General features: G+C 35.7%; 19 protein-coding genes. 3 read left to right on the top strand and 16 right to left on the bottom strand.

What is annotated here, in order from left to right; all coding sequences use genetic code 11:
- Window positions 1–8: 8 nt before the first annotated feature.
- The 9 genes from C7K42_RS03755 to C7K42_RS03795 form a co-directional block, all read right to left on the bottom strand.
- Window positions 9–434: a DUF948 domain-containing protein gene (locus tag C7K42_RS03755; RefSeq protein WP_061839937.1), complete on the bottom strand. Its 426-nt coding sequence runs from the start codon at window positions 432–434 to the stop codon at window positions 9–11.
- A gap of 111 nt (window positions 435–545) precedes the next feature.
- Entirely contained in the window at window positions 546–1340 is a 795-nt protein-coding gene (locus C7K42_RS03760; RefSeq protein WP_094243452.1) for a YhfC family intramembrane metalloprotease, read from the bottom strand.
- 45 nt (window positions 1341–1385) lie between these two features.
- On the bottom strand, window positions 1386–2312 hold the full coding sequence (gene galU / locus C7K42_RS03765) for a UTP--glucose-1-phosphate uridylyltransferase GalU (protein ID WP_061839935.1): 927 nt from the start codon (window positions 2310–2312) through the stop codon (window positions 1386–1388).
- Between the two features lie 27 nt (window positions 2313–2339).
- A complete protein-coding gene (locus C7K42_RS03770) occupies window positions 2340–3353 on the bottom strand; it encodes an NAD(P)H-dependent glycerol-3-phosphate dehydrogenase (RefSeq protein WP_103099936.1) in 1014 nt (337 codons plus the stop codon).
- Window positions 3354–3425: 72 nt separating this feature from the next.
- On the bottom strand, window positions 3426–4259 hold the full coding sequence (gene lgt / locus C7K42_RS03775; protein WP_061839933.1) for a prolipoprotein diacylglyceryl transferase: 834 nt from the start codon (window positions 4257–4259) through the stop codon (window positions 3426–3428).
- A gap of 15 nt (window positions 4260–4274) precedes the next feature.
- The gene (hprK, locus tag C7K42_RS03780; RefSeq protein WP_014125093.1) at window positions 4275–5210 is read right to left on the bottom strand and encodes an HPr(Ser) kinase/phosphatase; all 936 of its coding nucleotides are present in this window, start codon (window positions 5208–5210) and stop codon (window positions 4275–4277) included.
- A gap of 168 nt (window positions 5211–5378) precedes the next feature.
- Window positions 5379–5951 carry a histidine phosphatase family protein gene (locus C7K42_RS03785; RefSeq protein ID WP_257789726.1) on the bottom strand — a complete coding sequence of 191 codons (573 nt, stop codon included), beginning with the start codon at window positions 5949–5951 and terminating at the stop codon, window positions 5379–5381.
- Between the two features lie 44 nt (window positions 5952–5995).
- On the bottom strand, window positions 5996–7138 hold the full coding sequence (locus C7K42_RS03790) for an RNA-guided endonuclease TnpB family protein (protein ID WP_014125095.1): 1143 nt from the start codon (window positions 7136–7138) through the stop codon (window positions 5996–5998).
- Between the two features lie 336 nt (window positions 7139–7474).
- Window positions 7475–11716 (bottom strand): 2-hydroxyacyl-CoA dehydratase, encoded by a 4242-nt coding sequence (locus C7K42_RS03795; protein ID WP_103099937.1) that lies wholly within the window; start codon window positions 11714–11716, stop codon window positions 7475–7477.
- Window positions 11717–11888: 172 nt separating this feature from the next.
- Here C7K42_RS03795 and C7K42_RS03800 point away from each other — a divergent pair, with 172 nt between their 5' ends.
- The 3 genes from C7K42_RS03800 to C7K42_RS03810 all read left to right on the top strand — a co-directional run bounded on the left by C7K42_RS03800 (window position 11889) and on the right by C7K42_RS03810 (window position 15034).
- Entirely contained in the window at window positions 11889–12497 is a 609-nt protein-coding gene (locus tag C7K42_RS03800; protein ID WP_103099938.1) for a TetR/AcrR family transcriptional regulator, read from the top strand.
- A gap of 116 nt (window positions 12498–12613) precedes the next feature.
- Complete coding sequence (locus tag C7K42_RS03805) at window positions 12614–13312, top strand: response regulator transcription factor (RefSeq protein ID WP_014125098.1); 699 nt, start codon at window positions 12614–12616, stop codon at window positions 13310–13312.
- Between the two features lie 6 nt (window positions 13313–13318).
- Window positions 13319–15034 carry a sensor histidine kinase gene (locus C7K42_RS03810; protein ID WP_061839928.1) on the top strand — a complete coding sequence of 572 codons (1716 nt, stop codon included), beginning with the start codon at window positions 13319–13321 and terminating at the stop codon, window positions 15032–15034.
- A 45-nt stretch (window positions 15035–15079) separates the two neighbouring features.
- Here C7K42_RS03810 and C7K42_RS03815 read toward each other — a convergent pair whose 3' ends face one another.
- The 7 genes from C7K42_RS03815 to pstB (C7K42_RS03845) form a co-directional block, all read right to left on the bottom strand.
- Window positions 15080–15973 (bottom strand): phosphate ABC transporter substrate-binding protein PstS family protein, encoded by an 894-nt coding sequence (locus C7K42_RS03815; protein ID WP_103099939.1) that lies wholly within the window; start codon window positions 15971–15973, stop codon window positions 15080–15082.
- 289 nt (window positions 15974–16262) lie between these two features.
- Window positions 16263–16622: a phage holin family protein gene (locus C7K42_RS03820; protein ID WP_103099940.1), complete on the bottom strand. Its 360-nt coding sequence runs from the start codon at window positions 16620–16622 to the stop codon at window positions 16263–16265.
- Window positions 16622–16906, bottom strand: coding sequence for a PspC domain-containing protein (locus tag C7K42_RS03825; RefSeq protein WP_014125102.1), 285 nt, complete (start codon window positions 16904–16906; stop codon window positions 16622–16624). The genes C7K42_RS03820 and C7K42_RS03825 overlap by 1 nt, the downstream gene beginning before the upstream one ends.
- Window positions 16907–16951: 45 nt before the next feature.
- Complete coding sequence (gene liaX, locus C7K42_RS03830; RefSeq protein WP_094243448.1) at window positions 16952–18490, bottom strand: daptomycin-sensing surface protein LiaX; 1539 nt, start codon at window positions 18488–18490, stop codon at window positions 16952–16954.
- A gap of 135 nt (window positions 18491–18625) precedes the next feature.
- Complete coding sequence (gene phoU / locus C7K42_RS03835; protein ID WP_014125104.1) at window positions 18626–19306, bottom strand: phosphate signaling complex protein PhoU; 681 nt, start codon at window positions 19304–19306, stop codon at window positions 18626–18628.
- Between the two features lie 37 nt (window positions 19307–19343).
- Window positions 19344–20102 (bottom strand): phosphate ABC transporter ATP-binding protein PstB, encoded by a 759-nt coding sequence (pstB, locus tag C7K42_RS03840; protein ID WP_014125105.1) that lies wholly within the window; start codon window positions 20100–20102, stop codon window positions 19344–19346.
- A gap of 23 nt (window positions 20103–20125) precedes the next feature.
- The gene (pstB, locus tag C7K42_RS03845) at window positions 20126–20929 is read right to left on the bottom strand and encodes a phosphate ABC transporter ATP-binding protein PstB (RefSeq protein WP_014125106.1); all 804 of its coding nucleotides are present in this window, start codon (window positions 20927–20929) and stop codon (window positions 20126–20128) included.
- Window positions 20930–20945 lie beyond the last annotated feature (16 nt).

A 20945-nucleotide genomic window follows, 5' to 3' on the forward strand; every position in this document is an offset into this window, starting at 1 on the left:
CCCTCCAATTATTCTTCTTTATTACGTTGTTTAAAAAACTTCATTGCAGTTTGTCCTACTTTTCCAGCAACTGTCGCTTGTGCTGTTGTTTTTCCTAAATCACCAATTCTTGAGACAAGATTTTTTCCAGAAGCATTCAGCTCTGAAATACTGCTACTTAAATCAGCAATCGCAGTAAATAATGGATCGATCGTAGCAACTTTTTTATTTACATCTGAAAATAGTTCGTTGCTTTTTGTAAGTAGCCCTTCCACTTCTCGTGAAAGTAAATCTACATCTTTTGTTACTACTTCTATTGTATTGTTCGCTTCTGTTACTGTTTTTTCAACGGAAGCTACCGTCTTTTCCACTTTCAGCAATAATTTTACCAGAAAGATAACTAGCACTGCAAATGCAATAGCGGCAATTAAACCAGCAATACCTCCAGCAGTCATACCAAAACCCCTTTCGTATTCTTTAATATATATAAGCATATCATTTTCAAAATTTTAAAACAAATAATAATCGTTCTAAATGCTGATTTTTTATCATAATATAAGCTAAATTTAAGGCAACCCTTTTTTTAATGGATAAAGTTCATTGTTTTTTAATATACGCATAGTAAAAAAGATCAATCCTGCAGTCATTAGATATAATGAACCATATAAAACAACATAGTTACTTAAAAAGCCTACTTGCACCATGGCGCCGGGTAAATCAATGAGTGCGTGGATTGTAATACTTAATGGAAAAAGCCAAAGCTGTTTTGTCTTATTCACTGCAACCCACACCAGTACCGACAGACAGATTTGTACTAATAATACTGGAAAACGTTCGATTACAACATAAAATATCTCCCCAGCAGAAGTATTTTGTAAAGCTTGTATAATACTTGGTGATAATTCTTGGGCGAGTTGACCATTGGGGTTACGTAGTAAAATACTGATAACCAAATTTCCAAGTAAAGATCCGCCACCAATAATCAGCATTTCAATACCCCCATGTCCTAGCCCATAGGCCAGACTAGTGCCAAAATTTGCATAACCTTGTTTTAAAAGCTTAAAAGCGATAAACCTTGCTAGCTCTTCAAAAATTCCTGCAGCAAATATCCCATAAAGGATATAAAGCAAAGGATGAGTATTCATTAAAGAAATTTGTCCTTGGGCATTTGGTTGTAAAACAATGCTATGCAACCCTTGTTCTAAGACCAAAGAAAAAATGATAAAAAAAGCAATTCCCACAAGCAGTGGTATAACTTGTATACTGGCTTTTCGTCTTAAAATGAAGAAGGTAGCTAAAAGTAAGGCAATTAAGATAAAAAGCGCCAATGCGTTTACAATAATTGTACTATCGGGAACCATTACTAACCTCCATTTTAGAAAAATAAGAATAGCAAAAAGCTATTCTTATTTTTCTTTTGTATCCGTTTTTCTAGTTTTCGTTTCAGTCAATTGTCTTTTTTTACTTAATTCATTCCCCAATTTAATAATATAATCCGTCAAATCATCTTTGATTTGCGGATGAGCAAGTCCATACTCAATACTTGTTTGCATAAAACCGAATTTATCCCCTACATCAAATCGCTTACCTCTAAATTCACGCGCAAATACACGCTGTGTTTTATTTAAAATATCAATAGCATCCGTCAATTGAATCTCATCACCGGCACCTGGCGCTAAATTTTCCAAAATGGAAAAAATCTCTGGTGTCAATAGATAGCGACCAATAATCGCCAAATCACTCGGCGCTACTTCCGGTTCAGGTTTTTCCACAAAACTGTTTACATTATACAAGCCATCTTCTACTTGAGCATCTGGATTGATAATCCCATATTTAGATGTATCCTCATGAGGAACTTTCATTACAGCAATTGTAGAAGCATGTGTTTTTTCATAGTCTTCCATCAATTGCTTACTTAGTGGTACTCTTCCTTGCATTAGGTCATCGCCTAGCATCACAACAAATGGTTCGTTGCCCACAAAAGCTTTTGCCTGTAAAACAGCATGACCCAACCCTCTTGGATGAGATTGACGAATAAAATGGAGGTTAACATCCGTCGTTTCTTCAACTAATTGTAATAAGTCTGTTTTATTTTTTTCTTTTAAACTCATTTCCAACTCTAAATTAGCGTCAAAGTGATCTTCAATCGGTCGTTTAGCTTTACCTGTAACGATTAAAATATCTTCAATCCCTGAATTCAACGCTTCTTCCACAATAAATTGTATGGTTGGTTTATCAACGATAGGAAGCATCTCTTTAGCCATTGCCTTAGTCGCTGGCAAAAAGCGGGTACCTAAACCTGCTGCTGGGATCACTGCTTTTCTTACTTTCATGAAAGAAGTCTCCTTTTATCTTATTTCTTAAGAAAATTCATTTTCTACTTTACCATCACGCATCATAATTTCTTTGGCTGCTTGATCGATGTCTTTATCTTCATAAAGGACCCGATAAATCGTTTCAGTTATCGGCATTTCAACTTCTAATTTTTGCGCTAGTTCCATCGCTGCTTTTGTGGTAGAAACACCTTCTACAATCATGCCCATATTATCTAAAATATCTTGTAGCTTTTGTCCTTTTCCTAACATATTACCCGCGCGCCAGTTTCTTGAATGCACGCTTGTACAAGTAACAATCAGATCACCTACACCACTTAAACCGCTAAATGTTAGAGCTTCAGCCCCCATAGCCACACCTAAACGACTAATTTCGGCTAAGCCTCTTGTCATAATAGCCGCTTTTGCATTATCGCCAAAACCAAGACCTGCAATTGCACCTGAGCCAATAGCGATAATATTTTTTAAAGCAGCGCCCGTTTCAACACCGACAACATCATTATTGGTGTAAATACGTAAATAATGATTCATAAAAGTTTGTTGCACATATTTCGCCGCCTCATTGTCCGGACTTGCAGCAGTAATCGTGGTAATATCGTGAACAGCCACCTCTTCTGCATGACTGGGTCCGGATAATACAATCATTCCCTTTCTTTTTTCGGCAGGGATCTCTTCATTGATCACTTCAGAAATACGTTTATGACTTCCTTGTTCCAAACCTTTTGAAGCATGAATGATATAAGGATTATTTTCAACGAGTGTAGCTAATTGTTTAGCTACACTACGAATCGCTTTAGTAGGGACCACTAAAAGAATCGCATCCGCATCTTTTACTGCTATTTTTAAATCTTTTTGCCCTTTAACACTTTCTGGTATTTTTAAATCCGGTAAGTAGTGCCGGTTGGTATGATAAGTATTAATTTCGTCAATTTGAGCGGGATTATCTCCCCACAGATTCACCTCATGCCCATTTTCTGCTAGCACTTGTGCTAAAGCTGTTCCCCAAGATCCAGGGCCTAACACGGTAATTTTTTGTTTCAACGATGAAACCTCCTTTTATTTTCTTGCAGCTAACTGTTTTAGATTTTACCATAATTTATTTTTTAAAGCTTACTAAATAATATATTGATTTTTGCCTTCTGTTCGATCATAATCTTTTAATTGTTTCTTTTTCCTACGACGCCATACTAAAAGGAAGCAACTTCCTAAAAATAAGACGAGAGAAAGAAGTTGTGAGACACGAATAGAACCAAATAAATAGAGACTATCCGTACGCAATCCTTCGATGAAAAAGCGGCCAAAACTGTACCATATGACATAACTTAAAGCAACTTCCCCTTCTTTGAATAAGCCTTTTTTCTTACGTAATATGACTAATACTATAAAGCCCAAAACGCCCCACACAGACTCATATAAAAAGGTTGGCTGCCGATAAGCTCCTTCAATATACACATTATTAATAATAAAATCGGGAAGGTGTAGACCTTCTAAAAAGCTTCTTGTAGTGACTGGACCATAAGCTTCTTGATTCATAAAATTTCCCCAACGTCCGATAGCTTGCGCTAATAATACACTAGGTGCTGCAATGTCCAAAAAGGTCCAAGTGGGTATGAAGTTTCTTTGACAAAAGAAAAGCAGCCACAATCCTCCTGCAATTAATCCACCATATATCGCCAAACCCCCGGAACGAAGATTAAATATTTGAATAGGGTCATTCAAATAAGGACCGATATTAAATAAAACGTAATAAAGACGCGCACCGATAAAAGCAATCGGTATCCCCGCTAACATAAAATCGGTCACATCTTCTTCCCTTAGCCCGGCTCGCACAGCTTCTCTAGAACTTAACCACATAGCGATAACAAGGCCCGAAATAATAATGATCGCATACCAATAAATATCGACCCCGAAAATTTCAAATGCCGTTCGGCTGACTACTCCTGTCATTAACCTGCCTCTTTTCTATAAATCAGAATTTTCTTCAATCAAACGTGTCAATCGATCTTCAAAAGATTTTGTTGCATCATATCCCATCGTTTTTGCGCGGAAATTCATCGCGGCAACTTCAATAATAATCGAAAGGTTCCGTCCTGTTTTTACTGGTATTTTCACTTGCGGGATAGAGACATTGTTGAGCTCTACTGTTTCATCAGAAGAACCTAAACGATCGTATTTTTTGTCTTTTTCCCAACTTTCTAAATAAACGGCTAATTGAATTTGCATCTGTCCACGAACGGCACTTGCGCCAAATAAATGCATCACATCAATAATGCCGATCCCTCTAATTTCAATCAAATGTTCAAGAATTTGTGGCGGTTCTCCCATTAAAGTTAATTCATCTTGCTTATAAATATCTACTCGATCATCTGCAATTAAGCGATGTCCTCTTTTGATCAATTCAAGCGCTGTTTCACTTTTTCCTATACCACTGTCTCCTTGCAACAAGACACCCAAGCCATAAACGTCAACTAACACCCCGTGTACATTCTCTCTAACCGCTAAACGAGCATCTAAATAACTTGAAATTTGCCCTGACAAGCGTGAAGTAGTAATTTTAGAACGTAAAATAGGTAATTGATTTTCCGTACAAGTAGTAAGCATCTCTTCAGGTACTTCTAAACCTCTTGAAATAATAAAAGCTGGTGTGTCCTCTGCACATAAACGTCGCATAATGATCAAGCGTTCTTCAGGCATCATACGTCGTGAAAAAGTAATTTCTTTGCTACCAAAAAGTTGCAGGCGATCATGAGAATAATAATTAAAATACCCTGTTAGTTCAAGTCCAGGGCGAGAAACATCACCAGTAATAATTTCGCGCGACAAGGCTTGTTCATCGCCACTGACAACTTCTAAGTCCAAAGCTTGAGCTAAATCACCTACTTTGATAGTTTCCACCATTTTGTTCCCTCTTTTCTAACCTTATTTTCTTTTCTATTCTATCATTGAAAACAAAAAGATACTAGAAAAGAAAAAATTTCTAGTATCTTACTGTTCATTGATTAGACGAATGAAATATTTTTACTTACTAACAAAACTTCCCCTACTTGATTCATCGTCACTAACTATTTATTCTTCGCCTTCTTCTAGATAAGAAGTATCTCCAATACTTTCTACTTCCATATCTCCGTTTTGATAATGAATTTTAGTCACACTGGCATTTTCTAAAGAATCCCCCTCATATTTATCAGTCATATCCGCTAACATCACATTGATAGACATGCCGTGACTTACAACTAAAACATTACCACCACCTTCTTCATTTTGTTTTTCAGCAATTTTTTCAATAGCATCTGTCATTCGCTCTTGTACTTTATCGGCACCTTCAGCATAACCGGATTGATCTGCATAATAGTGAGCGTTAGCTAACCAAGTCCACTCGTCTTCATCTGTCTTTCGTTTGTCGTCTTCGTATTCATCATAAGAGTCATAACCTGCTTCTTTTGCTTGCTCTTCATCAATAGTGTCTAATGATTCCCCTTCAAATTGCCCAGAGCCAGCTTCACGTAGGCCCTTCATTTCATGGACTGCTTCATTGTCTTGCCCTAAACCGTCTAAAACAGCTTCAGCTGTATCTATTGAACGTTTCATATCACTGGAATGAACTACATCGTTACTAAAGCAACGAGTTTCTAGGAACACCTATGACTTGATTTGTTTATTTCAAAACAAAACAGCGGTCTAAGCTATTTGACTAAGGCTTGTTCCAAGCCAATATTTCTTATATTTTGCGCTGCGTTAATATCTCTATCATGATTTGTATGACAGGATGGACAAGTCCAATGTCGAATAGCCAAGGCCTTCTTGCCACTATCATAGCCACAGTTTGAACAATATTGCGACGTTTTATACGGATTCACACAGCGAAGTTGTTTACCGTATATCCTACATTTATATGTTAATATCGTTTTAAAGAGGTGCCATGACTGCGACGCAATACTTCGTGCCAACTTATGATTCTTTAACATGTTTGATGTTTTCAAATCTTCAATCACGATGTCATCATAGTTTTCAACTAAATCTGTTGTGATTTTATGGATATCATTCTTACGTGTGTTAGTGATTTTTTCATGGATTCGTGCCACATGTTGGCGTGATTTTTGATAGTTTTTGGCATCTTTTAAGTCAATGCCTGCAGCTTTGGCTTTCAATCGTCGTCTCGCCATGCGTTTTTCCCAATAATGAAGTTGACGTTGATATTTTAAGTGTAATTTTTGCGAAGGGTATTTGTGTCCGTCAGACGTAATCGCAAAATCTGAGACACCTAAGTCAATGCCTACGCTTTTCCCTGTTTTAGTTAGTGCTTGATTTTCGCTCGTAACCAAAACAGAAATAGTGTATTTCCCGCTAGGTCGTTGTTTCACCGTCACAGATTGGATCCGTTCATTTTCAATATGCTGCACACTGGGTTTACACTTCACCCAACCTAATTTAGGCAATTTGATATATCTCTGATTGTAATTCAATCGAATATTCTGCCCTCGAATCGTGCTTAAATAAGACTGTTGATGTTGCTTTCTTGATTTGAATTTAGGATAACGACAAAATCCTTTAAAGAAACGTTCGAAGGTTTCAGATAAGGTTTTGACTGAACATTGAATCGCTACACTATCAACGTCTTTAAGCCAAGTGTGTTCACGTTTTAACTGAGGAATCAGTGAGGATAATGTGCAATAAGAAAGCATTTTTAAGGCTTTATTATTTTGATAACGTTCGTTTAACATCCCTAACATTTGATTCCAAATAAATCTTGTATGGCCAAAAGTCATTTGTATGATATCAGCTTGTTGTTGATTGGGATAAATCTTACATTCAATTCCTTTATACATCTACGTTCACCTCCTTCATCTTATATTAATAATAACATATATTATTAAAGCGTTCACATATATTAGTAATATAAGCCGTTAAGAAGCTTACACATATTAGTAAAAACAAGAAAGAATGTCTATGATTTTCATTTTCACTTAGTATGAATAACGAAATATCGAGCATCGATATTTGATAATGAAACAAATATGCCAAGATGTAACGACGAATCAAGATATTACAATTCAAGAAGTAGAAATGAACTTACTTGAAAAAAGATACAAAGTCAACATTGCTGGGTATAAAAAAACTTCAAACTGTAGAGATTTTTCTCCACAATTTGAAGGTTTTTGTTATCAAATAGATACTTTGGAAGTTAAATTTTTATTGGCTGTAGCCAGCATTAAACGAATACGGTTTAATTGATTAACCATTGAAACGCCTGGATCATAATCGATGGCCGTAATATTGGCTTTTGGATATTGCTGACGTAACTCTTTAAAAACACTTTTACCGACCACATGGTTAGGTAAACAGCCAAATGGCTGCATACAGATAATATTGTTCACATCTGTTTTTAGTAATTCAATCATTTCGCCTGTCAAAAACCAACCTTCTCCGGTTTGATTACCAATTGATAAAATTTTGCTGGCACTTTCAGCAAGTTCTGCTATAGGCGTTAATCCTGTAAAACGATTGGAATGGCGTAAGGCTTTATCCATAGGCTTTTGGATTTTTTCAATTACTTTGATCGCAAATTCCGCCAGATATTTACTTTTCTTAGCCCCGCCTAAGTTTTCATATTTCCAAGTTTGATTATATAAGGAATAGTTCATAAATCCAACGATATCTGGAACAACCACTTCTGCCCCTTCTTTTTCCAATAGATGAACGATATCATTATTAGCCGTTTGCGAGTACTTCACTAAAATTTCACCCACAACACCTACCTTTGGTTTAATTTCATCTGTGATAGGAATCTTATCGAAGTCTGCAATAATAGCTTTCATATTGTGATTGAACTGTGCAAATGAACCGTTTCCTACATTTTTTTCGACTTTTTTCAGCCAAGTTTGATGCAGACGGTCAACAGCACCCTTTTCTAGTTCATAAGGTCTTGTACGATAAACGACTCGTTCAAATAAATCCCCATACATAAAAGCAACAGCTGCTCGTTTCATTAAAGGTAAGCTTAATTTAAAACCAGGATTACTTTCCACACCTTGATTTCCCATAGAAACAGAAACAACAGGTATATAGGAAAAACCGGCATCTTTTAAGGCTTTTCTTAAAAGCGGAATATAATTTGTAGCTCGACACCCTCCACCAGTTTGTGACATCATTACACTAGTATTATTTAAATCGTATTTACCGCTTTTTAACGCCTCAACCAATTGACCAATGGAAATAATCGCTGGATAACAAGCATCATTGTTTACATATTGTAATCCTACATCGATGGCTTTTCTGTCTTGTGCTGGCAGACAAACAACATTATAACCAGAAGCCTGCAGTGCGACATCTACCAAACCTTCTTGATGAATGGGGCTTAACATCGGTAAAAGCAAAGTATGACGTTTTTTCATCTCTTTTGTAAAAACAATCTTTTCGGGTTCTTCAAATCTTTTTTCTGCCACAAAATGATTTTTCTCGCGCTCATTAACAGCAGCTTTTAATGAACGTAAACGAATTCGGATCGCTCCTAAATTAGATCCTTCGTCAATTTTTAATACGGTATGAATTCTTCCATATTGTCTTAGAATTTCTTCTACTTGATCAGTGGTCACTGCATCCAATCCACATCCAAAGGAATTTAATTGTACTAATTCTAAATTTTGTGTTTTTGCGACTAAACGAGCAGCTGCATATAATCGTGAGTGATACACCCACTGATTAACCACTCGAAGATTTCCCACATCACTTAAATGGGAAATGCTATCTTCTGTCAGCACATGAAAACCTTCTTGTGTAACCAGCTCTGAAATCCCATGATTAACTTCCGGATCTAAATGATAAGGTCGTCCGGCTAAAACTATCCCACGCGCATTTTTTCGCATCAACATTTCCAATGTTTCTTCACCTTTTTGCTGAAGATCTTGCTTGAAATTATCTAATTCTTCATAACCATGTCGCAATGCTTGCGCAATTTCTTCTCTTGGAATCTTCAGATCGTTAAATGTAGCAGTTAATGATTCAACCATAGTTGTTTCGTTGGCTAAATTTAAATAAGGATGATAGTAAATCACTTTTCCTGCTCGAATGTCATCGACATTATTTTTGATAACATCAGGATAACTCTGAACAATCGGACAGTTAAAATGATTATCCGCTTTTTGATCTTCCGCTCGTTCAAAAATGACTCCCGGATAAAAAATTCGTGGAATTCCTTTATCAATCAATTTTTGAATATGACCATGTGCCATTTTTGCGGGATAACAAACCGTATCACTTGGAATTGTCTCGATACCTTTTTCAAACAACTCCTTATTGGAAGGAGGAGATAGTTTTACTCTAAAACCTAAATCAGTAAAAAATGTATGCCATAATGGATAATTTTCATACATATTCAAAACACGAGGAATGCCTATTTCTCCTCGGAAAGCTTCTTTTTTTCTTAGCGGACGATATTTGAACAGACGTTTATATTTATCATTGACCAAGTTTACTTTGCGATCTTCTTTTTTTATTTTTATTCTTGCACCACGTTCACAACGGTTGCCAGTAATAAATTGCCTGCCATCAGAAAATAAGGTAACAGTCAGCATACAGTTATTTTCACACAAACCACAAGGAGTAAATTCTTTTTCAGCATGAAAATTTTGCAATTCATCTAAAGAAAGCAGGCTACTTTTTGTGCCTTTTTGATAATCATCCGCCGCGATTAAAGCGGCACCATAGGCTCCCATTAAACCCGCAACTGAGGGGCAAACTACCTGGCGGCCTGTCACTAGTTCAAATGCGCGTAAAATCGCTTGATTATAAAACGTGCCCCCCTGGCAAACAATTTTTTCACCTAACGCTTCTGGCCGACGTGCTTTGATAACCTTGTATATAGCGTTTTTTATCACGGAATAGGATAAACCAGCGGAAATATCAGCAACGGTAGCGCCTTCTTTTTGTACTTGTTTTACTTTTGAATTCATAAATACTGTACATCTTGAGCCTAAATCAACCGGCGCCTTTGCGCTTAGGGCTTTTTTCGCAAAATCTTCAACGCCATATTTTAAGGACTTAGCAAATGTTTCAATAAAAGACCCACAGCCTGAAGAACAAGCTTCATTTAGCTGAATAGAAGAAAGCGCGCCGTCTTTTATCGTCATCGCCTTCATATCTTGCCCACCGATATCCAAAATAAAATCAACACCTGGGTAAAAGAAATCAGCAGCTTTGTAGTGAGCCATTGTTTCCACTTCACCAATATCAATTTTTAAAGCATTTTTAATAAGCTTTTCCCCATAGCCTGTCACACATGCTTTAGCGATAAAAACATCTGCTGGCATATTTTGATAAAGCTTGGTTAACACATCGATGGTCTTTTGTAGTGGTTCGCCTTCGTTATTGCCATAAAAGGAGTATAAAATACTTCCTTTACCATCGATTAAAACAATTTTAGTGGTGGTCGAACCTGCATCAATGCCTAAAAAAGCATTCCCGCTAAATTCTGTTAAACTGGACTCCTTCACTGTTGCCTTTTGATGACGCTGCTGAAATTCACTTAACTCTTTTTCTGTGGCAAATAAAGGAGGTAAAGTTTCTGTGGGAATCAATTGTTGTCCATTTCCGTTTATTAAACAATCCAGCAATTGATCAATCGACGTCATTTTGTTTGTTTCTGAATAAAATGCAGCGCCCATTGCTACATAAAGTTGCGGGTTTTGCGGAAAAATAACATCTTCTTCTGCGATTTCTAAGGTTTCAATAAAACGTTGACGTAGTTCCGACATAAAATAAAGAGGACCGCCTAAAAAAGCGATTTTTCCTCTGATTTTACGCCCCGAAGCTAAACCTGCGATTGTTTGATTGACCACCGCCTGAAAAATACTTGCAGCAATATCTTCTTTATCAGCACCGTCATTGAGTAATGGTTGAACATCTGTTTTGGCAAAAACACCACAACGAGAAGCAATCGGATAAATCTGTTGATGGCTTTTAGCCAACTCATTAACGCCATTAGCATCTGTTTCTAACAAAGAAGCCATCTGATCGATAAAAGCGCCTGTTCCACCTGCACAACTGCCATTCATACGTTGTTCTAAAGATCTCTCAAAAAAAGTGATTTTGGCATCTTCGCCTCCTAATTCAATCGCAACATCTGTTTTAGGAATCACTTCTTCAACAGTTTTTGTACAAGCGATAACTTCTTGGATAAAAGGAATTTTCATCACTTCTGCTAGAGACATTCCTCCAGAACCAGTAATGGATATTGTTAGCGCTTTTTTACCAATAACTTCTTTGGCTTGTCTTAAAATCTTTTCGGTTGCTTTTTTTACATCCGAATAATGACGCTTATACTTAGAAAAGATGGCGTTTTGTTTTTGATCTATTATAACAAGCTTTATAGTTGTAGATCCTACATCAATCCCTGCCCGTAAAACCACTTAATTCCCTTCCCTCTTATCAAACACTTTGTTTAATAACTAACAAGAAGTCTGATATAATCTTTGTGTATAGTTTAAAATGCTTTCTTTTTGTTTGCAACAAACAATCTTGTAACATTTGTGATATAAACAACAAAGATGAGATATCCGTTGAATAAGTGAGGGATTTTTTATGAAAAGTAAGACCGATCTTCGCGTGATTCGCACTCGAAAAATGATTTTAGAGGCTTTTATGAAACTGGTTAGTGAAAAAGGCTACAATAATGTAACGATTCAAAATATCGCAGAAGAAGCGATGATTAACAGAGCAACTTTTTACGCTCACTTCAAAGATAAAGAAGATCTATATGAGTCAATTTTTGACCAATCTTTGAATGCGTTAACACCTCTTCTAGATCCTGTTCAAGTGCTGCAAGATAATAAAATACAACTTAAAAAAATTAAGCAAATCTTAACACAGCTGCACGATGTCATTTATGATAATCGAGATTTTTTTGCAATCCTTTTAAGCGGTAATTCATTAGAAACTTTCCGTAAGAAACTTGCAAGTATTACTTATGAAAAATATATTGATATTTTTGCTTGCTTACGTATTACTGAAAATGATGTCGAGATCCCTATCAGTTTTATTATTGAATTTATGTCTTCCATTTATATTAGTACGCTTCATTGGTGGATACAAAATGATAACGCGATGACTTCAGAAGAACTAGCTAGCTTAGTGATTAAACTAATCGGTAACGGTCATTTGACGGTAATGGGAATTGAAGTTGAGAAATAATTTTTGCATGCACATTTAAAACATTTTTCAATAGTGCTTTGTCCTTCTTCATGCTAAAATAAGGTAAGCCATACTGCGGCTTATCATTACTATATATGCAAAAGTAGGAGTATATTATGAAAAAAATTTTAGTTGTGGATGATGAACCTTCTATTGTTACTCTATTGACTTTTAACCTAGAAAAAGCAGGATATCAAGTCACCAGTGCTGAAGATGGCAAGAAAGCTTATGAATTAGCAACGAATCAAACGTTCGATTTTATTATTTTAGATATCATGCTTCCTTTTATCGACGGTATCGATTTGACGCAAAAATTAAGACAAGAAAAAATTGATACCCCTATTTTAATTTTAACGGCAAAAGATGAATCAATTGATCGAATTTTAGGTCTAGAAATTGGCGCAGATGATTATTTAACCAAGCCTTTTAGCCCTAGAGAAGTTATAGCACGCATCAAAGCAATCTCTCGTCGACTAGAAGTACGACAAACAACAAGTAATGACGAAGGACCTTCCGAGATTTTACGAGCCGGAAATATTGTTTGTAACATGGATGATTATCGAGTAACGGTAAGTGAGGAAACCATCGAATTAACGCCCAAAGAATTTGAACTGCTTGTATACTTTATGAAAAGAAAGGGACGTGTCATTTCTCGTGATATGCTACTTGATTGTATTTGGCATTTTGATTTTGATGGTCAAAATCGAATTGTTGATGTTCATATCGGTCATTTAAGAGAAAAAATTGAAAAAGATCCTAAACAACCTAAGCACATTCAGACTGTCCGAGGTTTTGGCTATAAGTTTTCGGAGTAAGACGCTATGATAAAAAATAAAGGTAAATATATTACATGGCTAATTGCTTTATTCTTTCTATTTTTTGCTAGTTGGCAACTTATCAGTAATTTTTATGATCAACAAGTTTTAAGCCAACACGAAGATTTTTTACAGCAGAAAACTTCTTCTTTTATTCGTTTAACCAAGAATGAAAATGAAGATTTTACTCAAACGGCTTTGGATTATGTAAAAGATTCAGATGAAAGAATTACTCAACTAACAAAAACGGGAGAAATTATTTTTGACACCTTTGATACTGAACTTTCTGGCAGTCGTTCTAGACGGCCTGAAGTAAAAGCTGTATTAGAAGGAAATGTTTCAGGACAATCGGTACGCAGGAGTTCAACATTAGAACAAGAAGTCTTATATATAGCTATTCCCGTAAAAGAAAACGGAGAAATCACGCAAATTATCCGTATGGCAGAGCCTACTAAAAATTTTTTGCCTGCAGCAAACCAAATGAAACAAGCTATTTTCTGGGTTAACTTTGTTTTTTGGCTCATACTAACCCTGATTATTCTAAGTATTTTACGTAGACAAAATCGTCCTGTAGAAACCATATTGCCTGTGATTAAACAGATGATTAAAGAACCTGAACAGCAAAAAAAGATTTTACAAAATTCTCCTGGCTGGCAAGAGCTTTACCAGAGTATTAATACTTTGAGTAAGCAAATGAGCGATACTTATTATGCTTTTACTACTTCTGAAAGACAATTTTATACCTTATTGAATGACTTGATTGTAGGTGTATTTATTATTGATGAAACAGGAAATGTTATATTTATTAATGAAACACTAGCGCAACAACTAAATATTAATGCCCAAAAAATCAATCAGCCCTTTACTGCTGTGATTACAGATCCGCAATTTATCCAAATAATTTATCAGACCCATGATGCAAAGCTGATAAACAAGAAAATACGGACGACGGATACAAAGTATTTATTGGATGTAACGATCCGGTTATTCCAAGATACTGGTTACATTTTTGGTATCTCCTACGATATGACTCGTATTTCTGAGTTAGAAAAACTTCAGAATGACTTTATTGGCAATGTTTCTCATGAGCTTAAAACACCAGTCACTTCTCTGATTGGTTTTACTGAAACCTTGCTTGACGGTGCAAAGGATGATCCTGAAGTGCTTAAATCATTTTTAGAAATTATGCAAAAAGATGCTTATCGCCTGCAAGATTTAGTCCAAGAAATCATAGAATCATCAAAAAGCACTGATACAAACGATGTCATCACCCCAATAAATCTAACAAATCTCCTTGAAAAGATTGTTGATGATTATCGTATAATCATTCAAGAAAAAAATATACAAGTGACAATCGATGGACCTAAAGATCTCACGTTCAATAGCAAAATTGAGTTATTTACAGCTATCTGTAAAAATTTAATTGAAAATGCAGTTCATTATACTTCATCTAAAGGTAAAATTAACATTCGTTTTTATAAAGAAGCTAACGAACTCATTCTTTTGGTGGAAGATACTGGCATTGGTATTAGTCAACAAGAACAAGAGCGTATCTTTGAACGGTTTTACCGCATAGATAAAGCACGTGCTCGTAATTCTGGCGGCAATGGTTTAGGATTAGCTATTGTAAAAGACTATAGTAAAATTTTGGGCGGTCAGGTAAAAATAGATAGTTATCCAGACCTAGGGTCCACATTTACCGTTCGCCTGCCCTTTTTATAACTTGCAAAAAACAAGCAGTATATTTGGCTGCTTGTTTTTTTACTTCTATTTTATTTCTGTTACTTCTCCTTGCGCGTCACGCTCTACTTGCATCTCTGTAATTGGTAGATAACCTAATTGTTTGACAGGACCATTTTGAATACCATCTGAAACCATGTAGTCAAGAAACTTTTCTACCTCTGGATCTGGTTTTCCTTGCGTATACATATGCTCATAAGACCAAATTTCCCAATTGTTCGTTTTTATAGCATCCTCTGTAGGTTTTACACCGTCAATAGCTAATTCCTGTAAGGAATCATCAAGATACGATAAAGCCAAGTAACTAATTGCCCCTGGTGTTTCACCAACAATCTTTTTTACAGTTCCTGAAGAATCCTGTTCTTGTGCTTGAACCGTTTCAGCACCATCTAATGCCCATTTCTCAAATGTATCTCGCGTGCCGCTTCCTGAAGCGCGGTTGACTACTGAAATCTCCTGATCATTTCCCCCTACTTCTTTCCAGTTTGTAATTTCCCCTGTAAAAATATCAATCAGTTCTTCTTTGGATAGTTCTTTCACTCCTGCATCTTTATTGACAACAGGCGCCATACCTACCACAGCCACTTTATGGTCTACTAATTTATCCGCGTCAACACCTTCTTTTTCTTCAGCAAATACATCAGAATTACCAATTGTAACTGCGCCGCTTTCTACTTGACTTAGTCCAGTACCACTTCCACCACCTTGAACAGAAATATTATAATCAGGATTTTCCTGTATAAATTCTTCTTGCCCTGCATCTACCAATGGTTGTAAAGCAGTGGAACCAACAGCAACAATTTTATGTCCCTGTGAAGAATCACCCGTTTGATTAGCACCAGCGCCATTTTCCGCATTTCCTCCAGCACAACCTGCTAATAAAATCCCAGCTACTAAAAACATACTGGTTAATTTTTTCATGAATATTGTTCCCCTCTCTTCTATAAAAAATTAAGCTCAAATTGTCATTCTTTCCTTTGACAACTTAAGCTTAACAAGCGAATGTAAATCACAGATAAATTTTATGTAAAGCTTTGGACAATCTATGTAAAGTTTATATGAACTCTGTTTTTAAAAGACCGTCGTTACAAAAAAGAACATAATTTTATAATCCCTAGAGCACTTCTTTAGCGATCTTTCTCTAGTTTTTACTTCCATCATCATTTAAAAATAACCGCTTATTTGAAAATATCCAAATAAACGGTTATTTCTATTTTACATATTTACGCATATTATGATCGGTCACAATTAAATTGACCACCGACATAATCACTGCAACTAATAAAGAAGCACCAAATGATGAAAAACCGAAATTATCGGGTCCAACTAAACTTGATGTCATTTGCAGCATCACAGCATTAATCAAAAAACTGAAAAGCCCCATCGTTAAAATCGTTAGCGGAAGAGATAAGAGTGTCAAAATGGGTTTGATCAACAGATTTAAAATTGACAAAACAAAGCTTGCTAGAAGTGCTGTCAAAAGACTCTGAACATGAACCATTTGTGGCAGCAATACCGATAAGCTGATAAAAGTCAGCATATTTACGATAAGTCGCTCAAAATAGCTCACTAAAAATCACTCCAGTCGTCTTCATCTACTTTCTCTGCTTCTTTACGTTGTCTTTGTTGACTTCCAGAATTTTTATGATAATAGCCGCCACGTTTTGAATGATCTCCCGGAATAATCAGGGCCATTACAATGTATAAGAACACGGGGGCACCAATTCCTGTTAACGTAATAAAAACATAAATAATACGAACAATCGTTGGATCGATAGTAAAATATTCTGCTATTCCTGCTAGTGTACCTGTTAGTACTACATTATTTCTTGACTTTGTTAATTTCTTTTTCACGCCAGTCACCACCTTCAAATAAATATCCTTCACTCTATTTTACACTTATTTCCCAGAATCTTTCAAATAAATATTTCCAGTAGTCGTAGTTAAATCAACTTGCGCTGTAGGATCTTTTCTACGACGGAAATGGAGCAATTGATTCGTTCGTTCATCTTTTTGTCGTACGATTTCGTAATCTGATAAACGACTATTGATGGATCCTAGGTTGGTTTTAGCTTTCGCTTCTAAACCTAATTGTGCTGGAAAAGCTACTTTGATATTTCCGTTAATTGAATTTGCATCTAAACGATTTACTTTATCTTCATTCAAGGTTAAACGAATATCACCATTCACAATAGAAACACCAATATTTTGCGGACTAGCATTCATTGTTACATTTCCATTGACGGTTTCAATGACCGAATCGATAATTTCGCCGTCGGCTACATTAATCGCGCCATGCACACCTTCAATTTCCAACATAGATGCGTTGATAGAAGCAATATCGATTTGACCATTCGTTGTTTTTAGATAAATATCTTTTACATCTAATTCATTAATATTGATCGCACCATTTAACGACTTGATTGAAACATGGTCATAAGTTCGTTTTGGTAAATTAAAGACTAGATCACAACGAATGCGTTTATTCGGTACTTGGAATGATAGGCGTTCTCCATCTTCTACAATCTGACTACGTTGTTCAAATGCTTCTTCTGGGGTAGCAGCATCCATTTTTCCATATAATTTGATCTTAGCATCAATTCTAATATCATCTTCATCCCACATATTAAATGTCATACTTCCATTAGCAACCTTAATATCTAAAATACTTGCCTCAGATTGTGGAAATTCAAAAGTTTTTTCAAATTTCGTCGTAGAAACACCTGGTACATGAAGATTGATATCTTTCCATTCAACATTTTCGTTGACTGTTTCGGATACATTATCAAAGGTTTTCTTTAGAAAATCTCCTAGCTGGTTACCAGCTTCAGTCATTTTCCCGCCGAATTGATTCCATGTTTCACCGGCTTGTTCTTTCCAATCATCCGGTATATCCATTTTTTCATTCCATTTTTCTTTCTTTTGCTGCCATTGATCTTTTCGGATCGTTTTTAATTTTTCTTCTAAATGACTACGCTCTTCATTTAGTTCATCTAAAGAAGCTTGCAGGTCATCAATTTCTTCTTTTAATTCTTCTCGTCTAGTTTGTTCTTGTTCGTCTAACTCATCTAGCTCTTCTTTTGTATCGATTTGCATCGATTCTTCTCTTTTTTCTGCAATTTCTTCTTTTACACCTTTGATTTCGGCGTTTACTTCATCCAATTCGGCAGACGCTTTATTTGCTCTAGTTGCTAATTCATCTAACATTTCTTCTAGGCGTTTTTTATCTGCCGCGCTTTTGTCTTTCGTTGCTTGTTCAAATGAGGCATCAGCATCTGTCTGTTGTTCTGCTTGCTTTTGTGCATTTAATCTATCATCGTCTTTTTGAATTTGTGCTTCGTCTTTTTCCTTAGCCATTTCTTCTAACAGATCCAAGGCTTCTTCCGTGGAAAGTACACCTTTTTTCACTAAGTCCATAATTCGTTCTCTTTCAGTCATGGAAAATTGCCTCCTTCAAAAGTTTTTCCTTACAATATTATTATGCCTTTTTTTATCTGAATTATCATAGGTCTTAAGTACCAAATTTTTTATTTTATAAAAGGACGCCGATCCTTTAACAGAATCGACGCCTTTTTATGGTTCATCAATTTGACAATTTGAATTTAACTCCGTAATTTTTCCAGTCGCTAAATAAACAATCCATTCACAGATATTTGTCACGTAATCACCTATACGTTCCAAATATTGCGCAACATTTAGATAATCAGTTCCACTAACAACTGTTTCCGGTCGCTCTTGCATGGTTTTAATGGTACTAGAATAAATCTCATGATAATATTGATTGATTTGCTTATCCATTTTGGCGATCATTTTAGCATCTTTTTGATCCGTTTTAACATAAGCAATCAAAACATTGTCTACCATTTTTTTGATATAATCTGACATATCAGAAATGATTTTTTCAATTTCGGAAATACGTGTTGTTCCTTTAACGCGAATCGTGGATTTAGCAATAGAAACCGCATGATCCCCCATTCGTTCTAAATCAGAGCTGGCTTTCATCACCGTAATAATGGTACGCAAATCAATCGTAACAGGTTGCTGTAGTGCGATCATTTCAAAGCTTTTTTTCTCCAACTTTACTTCATGTTCATTCACATGCTCATCATTATCGATAACTTCTTTTGCCAAGTTTTTATCATGTGTGATATAAGAAGTAACAGATTTAGAGACAGCATCGCTAACCAGCATCCCCATCTCATAAAATTGATTATGCAAATTCAATAAATCTTCTTCAAACTGGGAACGTAACATAATGTTTTCACCCTTTCATCCTCTATTATATGAAATTTTAGCCAAATCTACCAGAAATATAATCATCTGTTTGTTTTTCTTGTGGATTTAAAAAGATATTTCTTGTTTTATTAAATTCAATCAAATCACCATTTAAGAAAAAGGCAGTTTTATCTGAAATCCTAGAAGCCTGAGACATATTATGCGTAACAATGACCATCGTGTACTTTTCTTTTAACTCCAATAAGGTATTTTCAATTTTACCAGAAGATACTGGATCTAAAGCACTTGTAGGTTCATCTAATAAAATAATATCAGGATCTACTGCCAAAACACGAGCGATACAAACACGTTGTTGTTGGCCACCCGATAGTGCAAGAGCATTTTCATGTAATTTATCTTTAACATCATCCCAGACAGAAGCAGCCTTTAAGCTTTCTTCAACAATCCGATCTAATTCGTCTTTTTCCTTTATCCCCTTTAATTTTAAACCATAGGTGATATTTTCATAGACAGAAAAAGGAAAAGGATTGGGTTGTTGAAAAACCATACCAATTTCTTTTCTCAATTCCACCGTATCTGTTTTAGGGCCAAAAATATCTTGTCCTTTATAAAGCACACTGCCGGTTGTTGTCACATTGGGGATTAAATCATTCATACGATTTAAACAACGTAAAAAGGTAGATTTTCCACAACCAGAGGGACCGATTAAAGCAGTAATTTCACCTTTATTCAAAACAAGGTTGATACCCTTTAACGCCTCATTTTGTCCGTAGTATAAATGGAGATTTTCTGTGGTTATAATTGTTTCTGCCATTTGTCTATATCCTTTCTTCTTAGCTAACCAAAATGTCCGGAAACGTAGTCTTCAGTCGCTTTTATTTTCGGTCGGGTAAAGACTTTACGCGTTACATCATACTCTAAGACATTTCCTAAATAAAAGAAAGCTGTATAATCACTAATACGAGCAGCTTGTTGCATGTTATGCGTTACAATAATAATAGAGTAATTTTCTTTCAGTTGAATGAGCGTTTCTTCCACTGTTCCGGCTGATATAGGATCTAGAGCACTTGCTGGCTCATCTAGAAGAAGAACATCAGGCTTCATAGCGATCGCTCTAGCAATACATAGACGTTGCTGTTGGCCCCCAGACAATGCCAATGCACTCTTGTGTAAGGAATCTTTGACTTGATCCCACAAAGCCGCCTGTTTTAAGCTAGTTTCAACAATTTCATCTAGTTTTTTCTTATCTTTTTCACCATGACGTTCAAGCGCGAAAGTAATATTTTCATAAATAGATTTACTAAAAGGATTAGGTTGTTGGAAAACCATACCGATTCGTTTGCGCATTTCAAAAACATCAACTTCTTTTGAATTCAAATCGACGTCTTTGTACATAATATTCCCCGTTACTTTTGTATTAGGGATCTCGTCGTTCATACGATTGAGTGAACGAAGATAAGTCGATTTTCCGCAACCAGATGGACCAATTAAAGCAGTGATTTTATTTTTTTCAAATGCAAGATCAATGCCTTTAATCGCTTCATTATTTCCATACCAGACATGTAAGTCCTCTGTATTCAAAATGACATCTTGATCTTTCATTTGAATAATATTTCTATCTTGTAAATTATACTCTTCCATAATGATTTAAACTCCC

This window comes from Tetragenococcus halophilus subsp. halophilus DSM 20339 (assembly GCF_003841405.1).
Lineage (GTDB): Bacteria > Bacillota > Bacilli > Lactobacillales > Enterococcaceae > Tetragenococcus > Tetragenococcus halophilus.

Coding starts and splice junctions, on each gene's coding strand:
- C7K42_RS03755 (WP_061839937.1), bottom strand. CDS start 434: ATGACTGCTGGAGGTATTGCTGGTTTAATTGCCGCTATTGCATTTGCA.
- C7K42_RS03760 (WP_094243452.1), bottom strand. CDS start 1,340: ATGGTTCCCGATAGTACAATTATTGTAAACGCATTGGCGCTTTTTATC.
- galU (WP_061839935.1), bottom strand. CDS start 2,312: ATGAAAGTAAGAAAAGCAGTGATCCCAGCAGCAGGTTTAGGTACCCGC.
- lgt (WP_061839933.1), bottom strand. CDS start 4,259: ATGACAGGAGTAGTCAGCCGAACGGCATTTGAAATTTTCGGGGTCGAT.
- hprK (WP_014125093.1), bottom strand. CDS start 5,210: ATGGTGGAAACTATCAAAGTAGGTGATTTAGCTCAAGCTTTGGACTTA.
- C7K42_RS03790 (WP_014125095.1), bottom strand. CDS start 7,138: ATGTATAAAGGAATTGAATGTAAGATTTATCCCAATCAACAACAAGCT.
- C7K42_RS03800 (WP_103099938.1), top strand. CDS start 11,889: ATGAAAAGTAAGACCGATCTTCGCGTGATTCGCACTCGAAAAATGATT.
- C7K42_RS03805 (WP_014125098.1), top strand. CDS start 12,614: ATGAAAAAAATTTTAGTTGTGGATGATGAACCTTCTATTGTTACTCTA.
- C7K42_RS03810 (WP_061839928.1), top strand. CDS start 13,319: ATGATAAAAAATAAAGGTAAATATATTACATGGCTAATTGCTTTATTC.
- C7K42_RS03815 (WP_103099939.1), bottom strand. CDS start 15,973: ATGAAAAAATTAACCAGTATGTTTTTAGTAGCTGGGATTTTATTAGCA.
- liaX (WP_094243448.1), bottom strand. CDS start 18,490: ATGACTGAAAGAGAACGAATTATGGACTTAGTGAAAAAAGGTGTACTT.
- phoU (WP_014125104.1), bottom strand. CDS start 19,306: ATGTTACGTTCCCAGTTTGAAGAAGATTTATTGAATTTGCATAATCAA.
- pstB (WP_014125105.1), bottom strand. CDS start 20,102: ATGGCAGAAACAATTATAACCACAGAAAATCTCCATTTATACTACGGA.
- pstB (WP_014125106.1), bottom strand. CDS start 20,929: ATGGAAGAGTATAATTTACAAGATAGAAATATTATTCAAATGAAAGAT.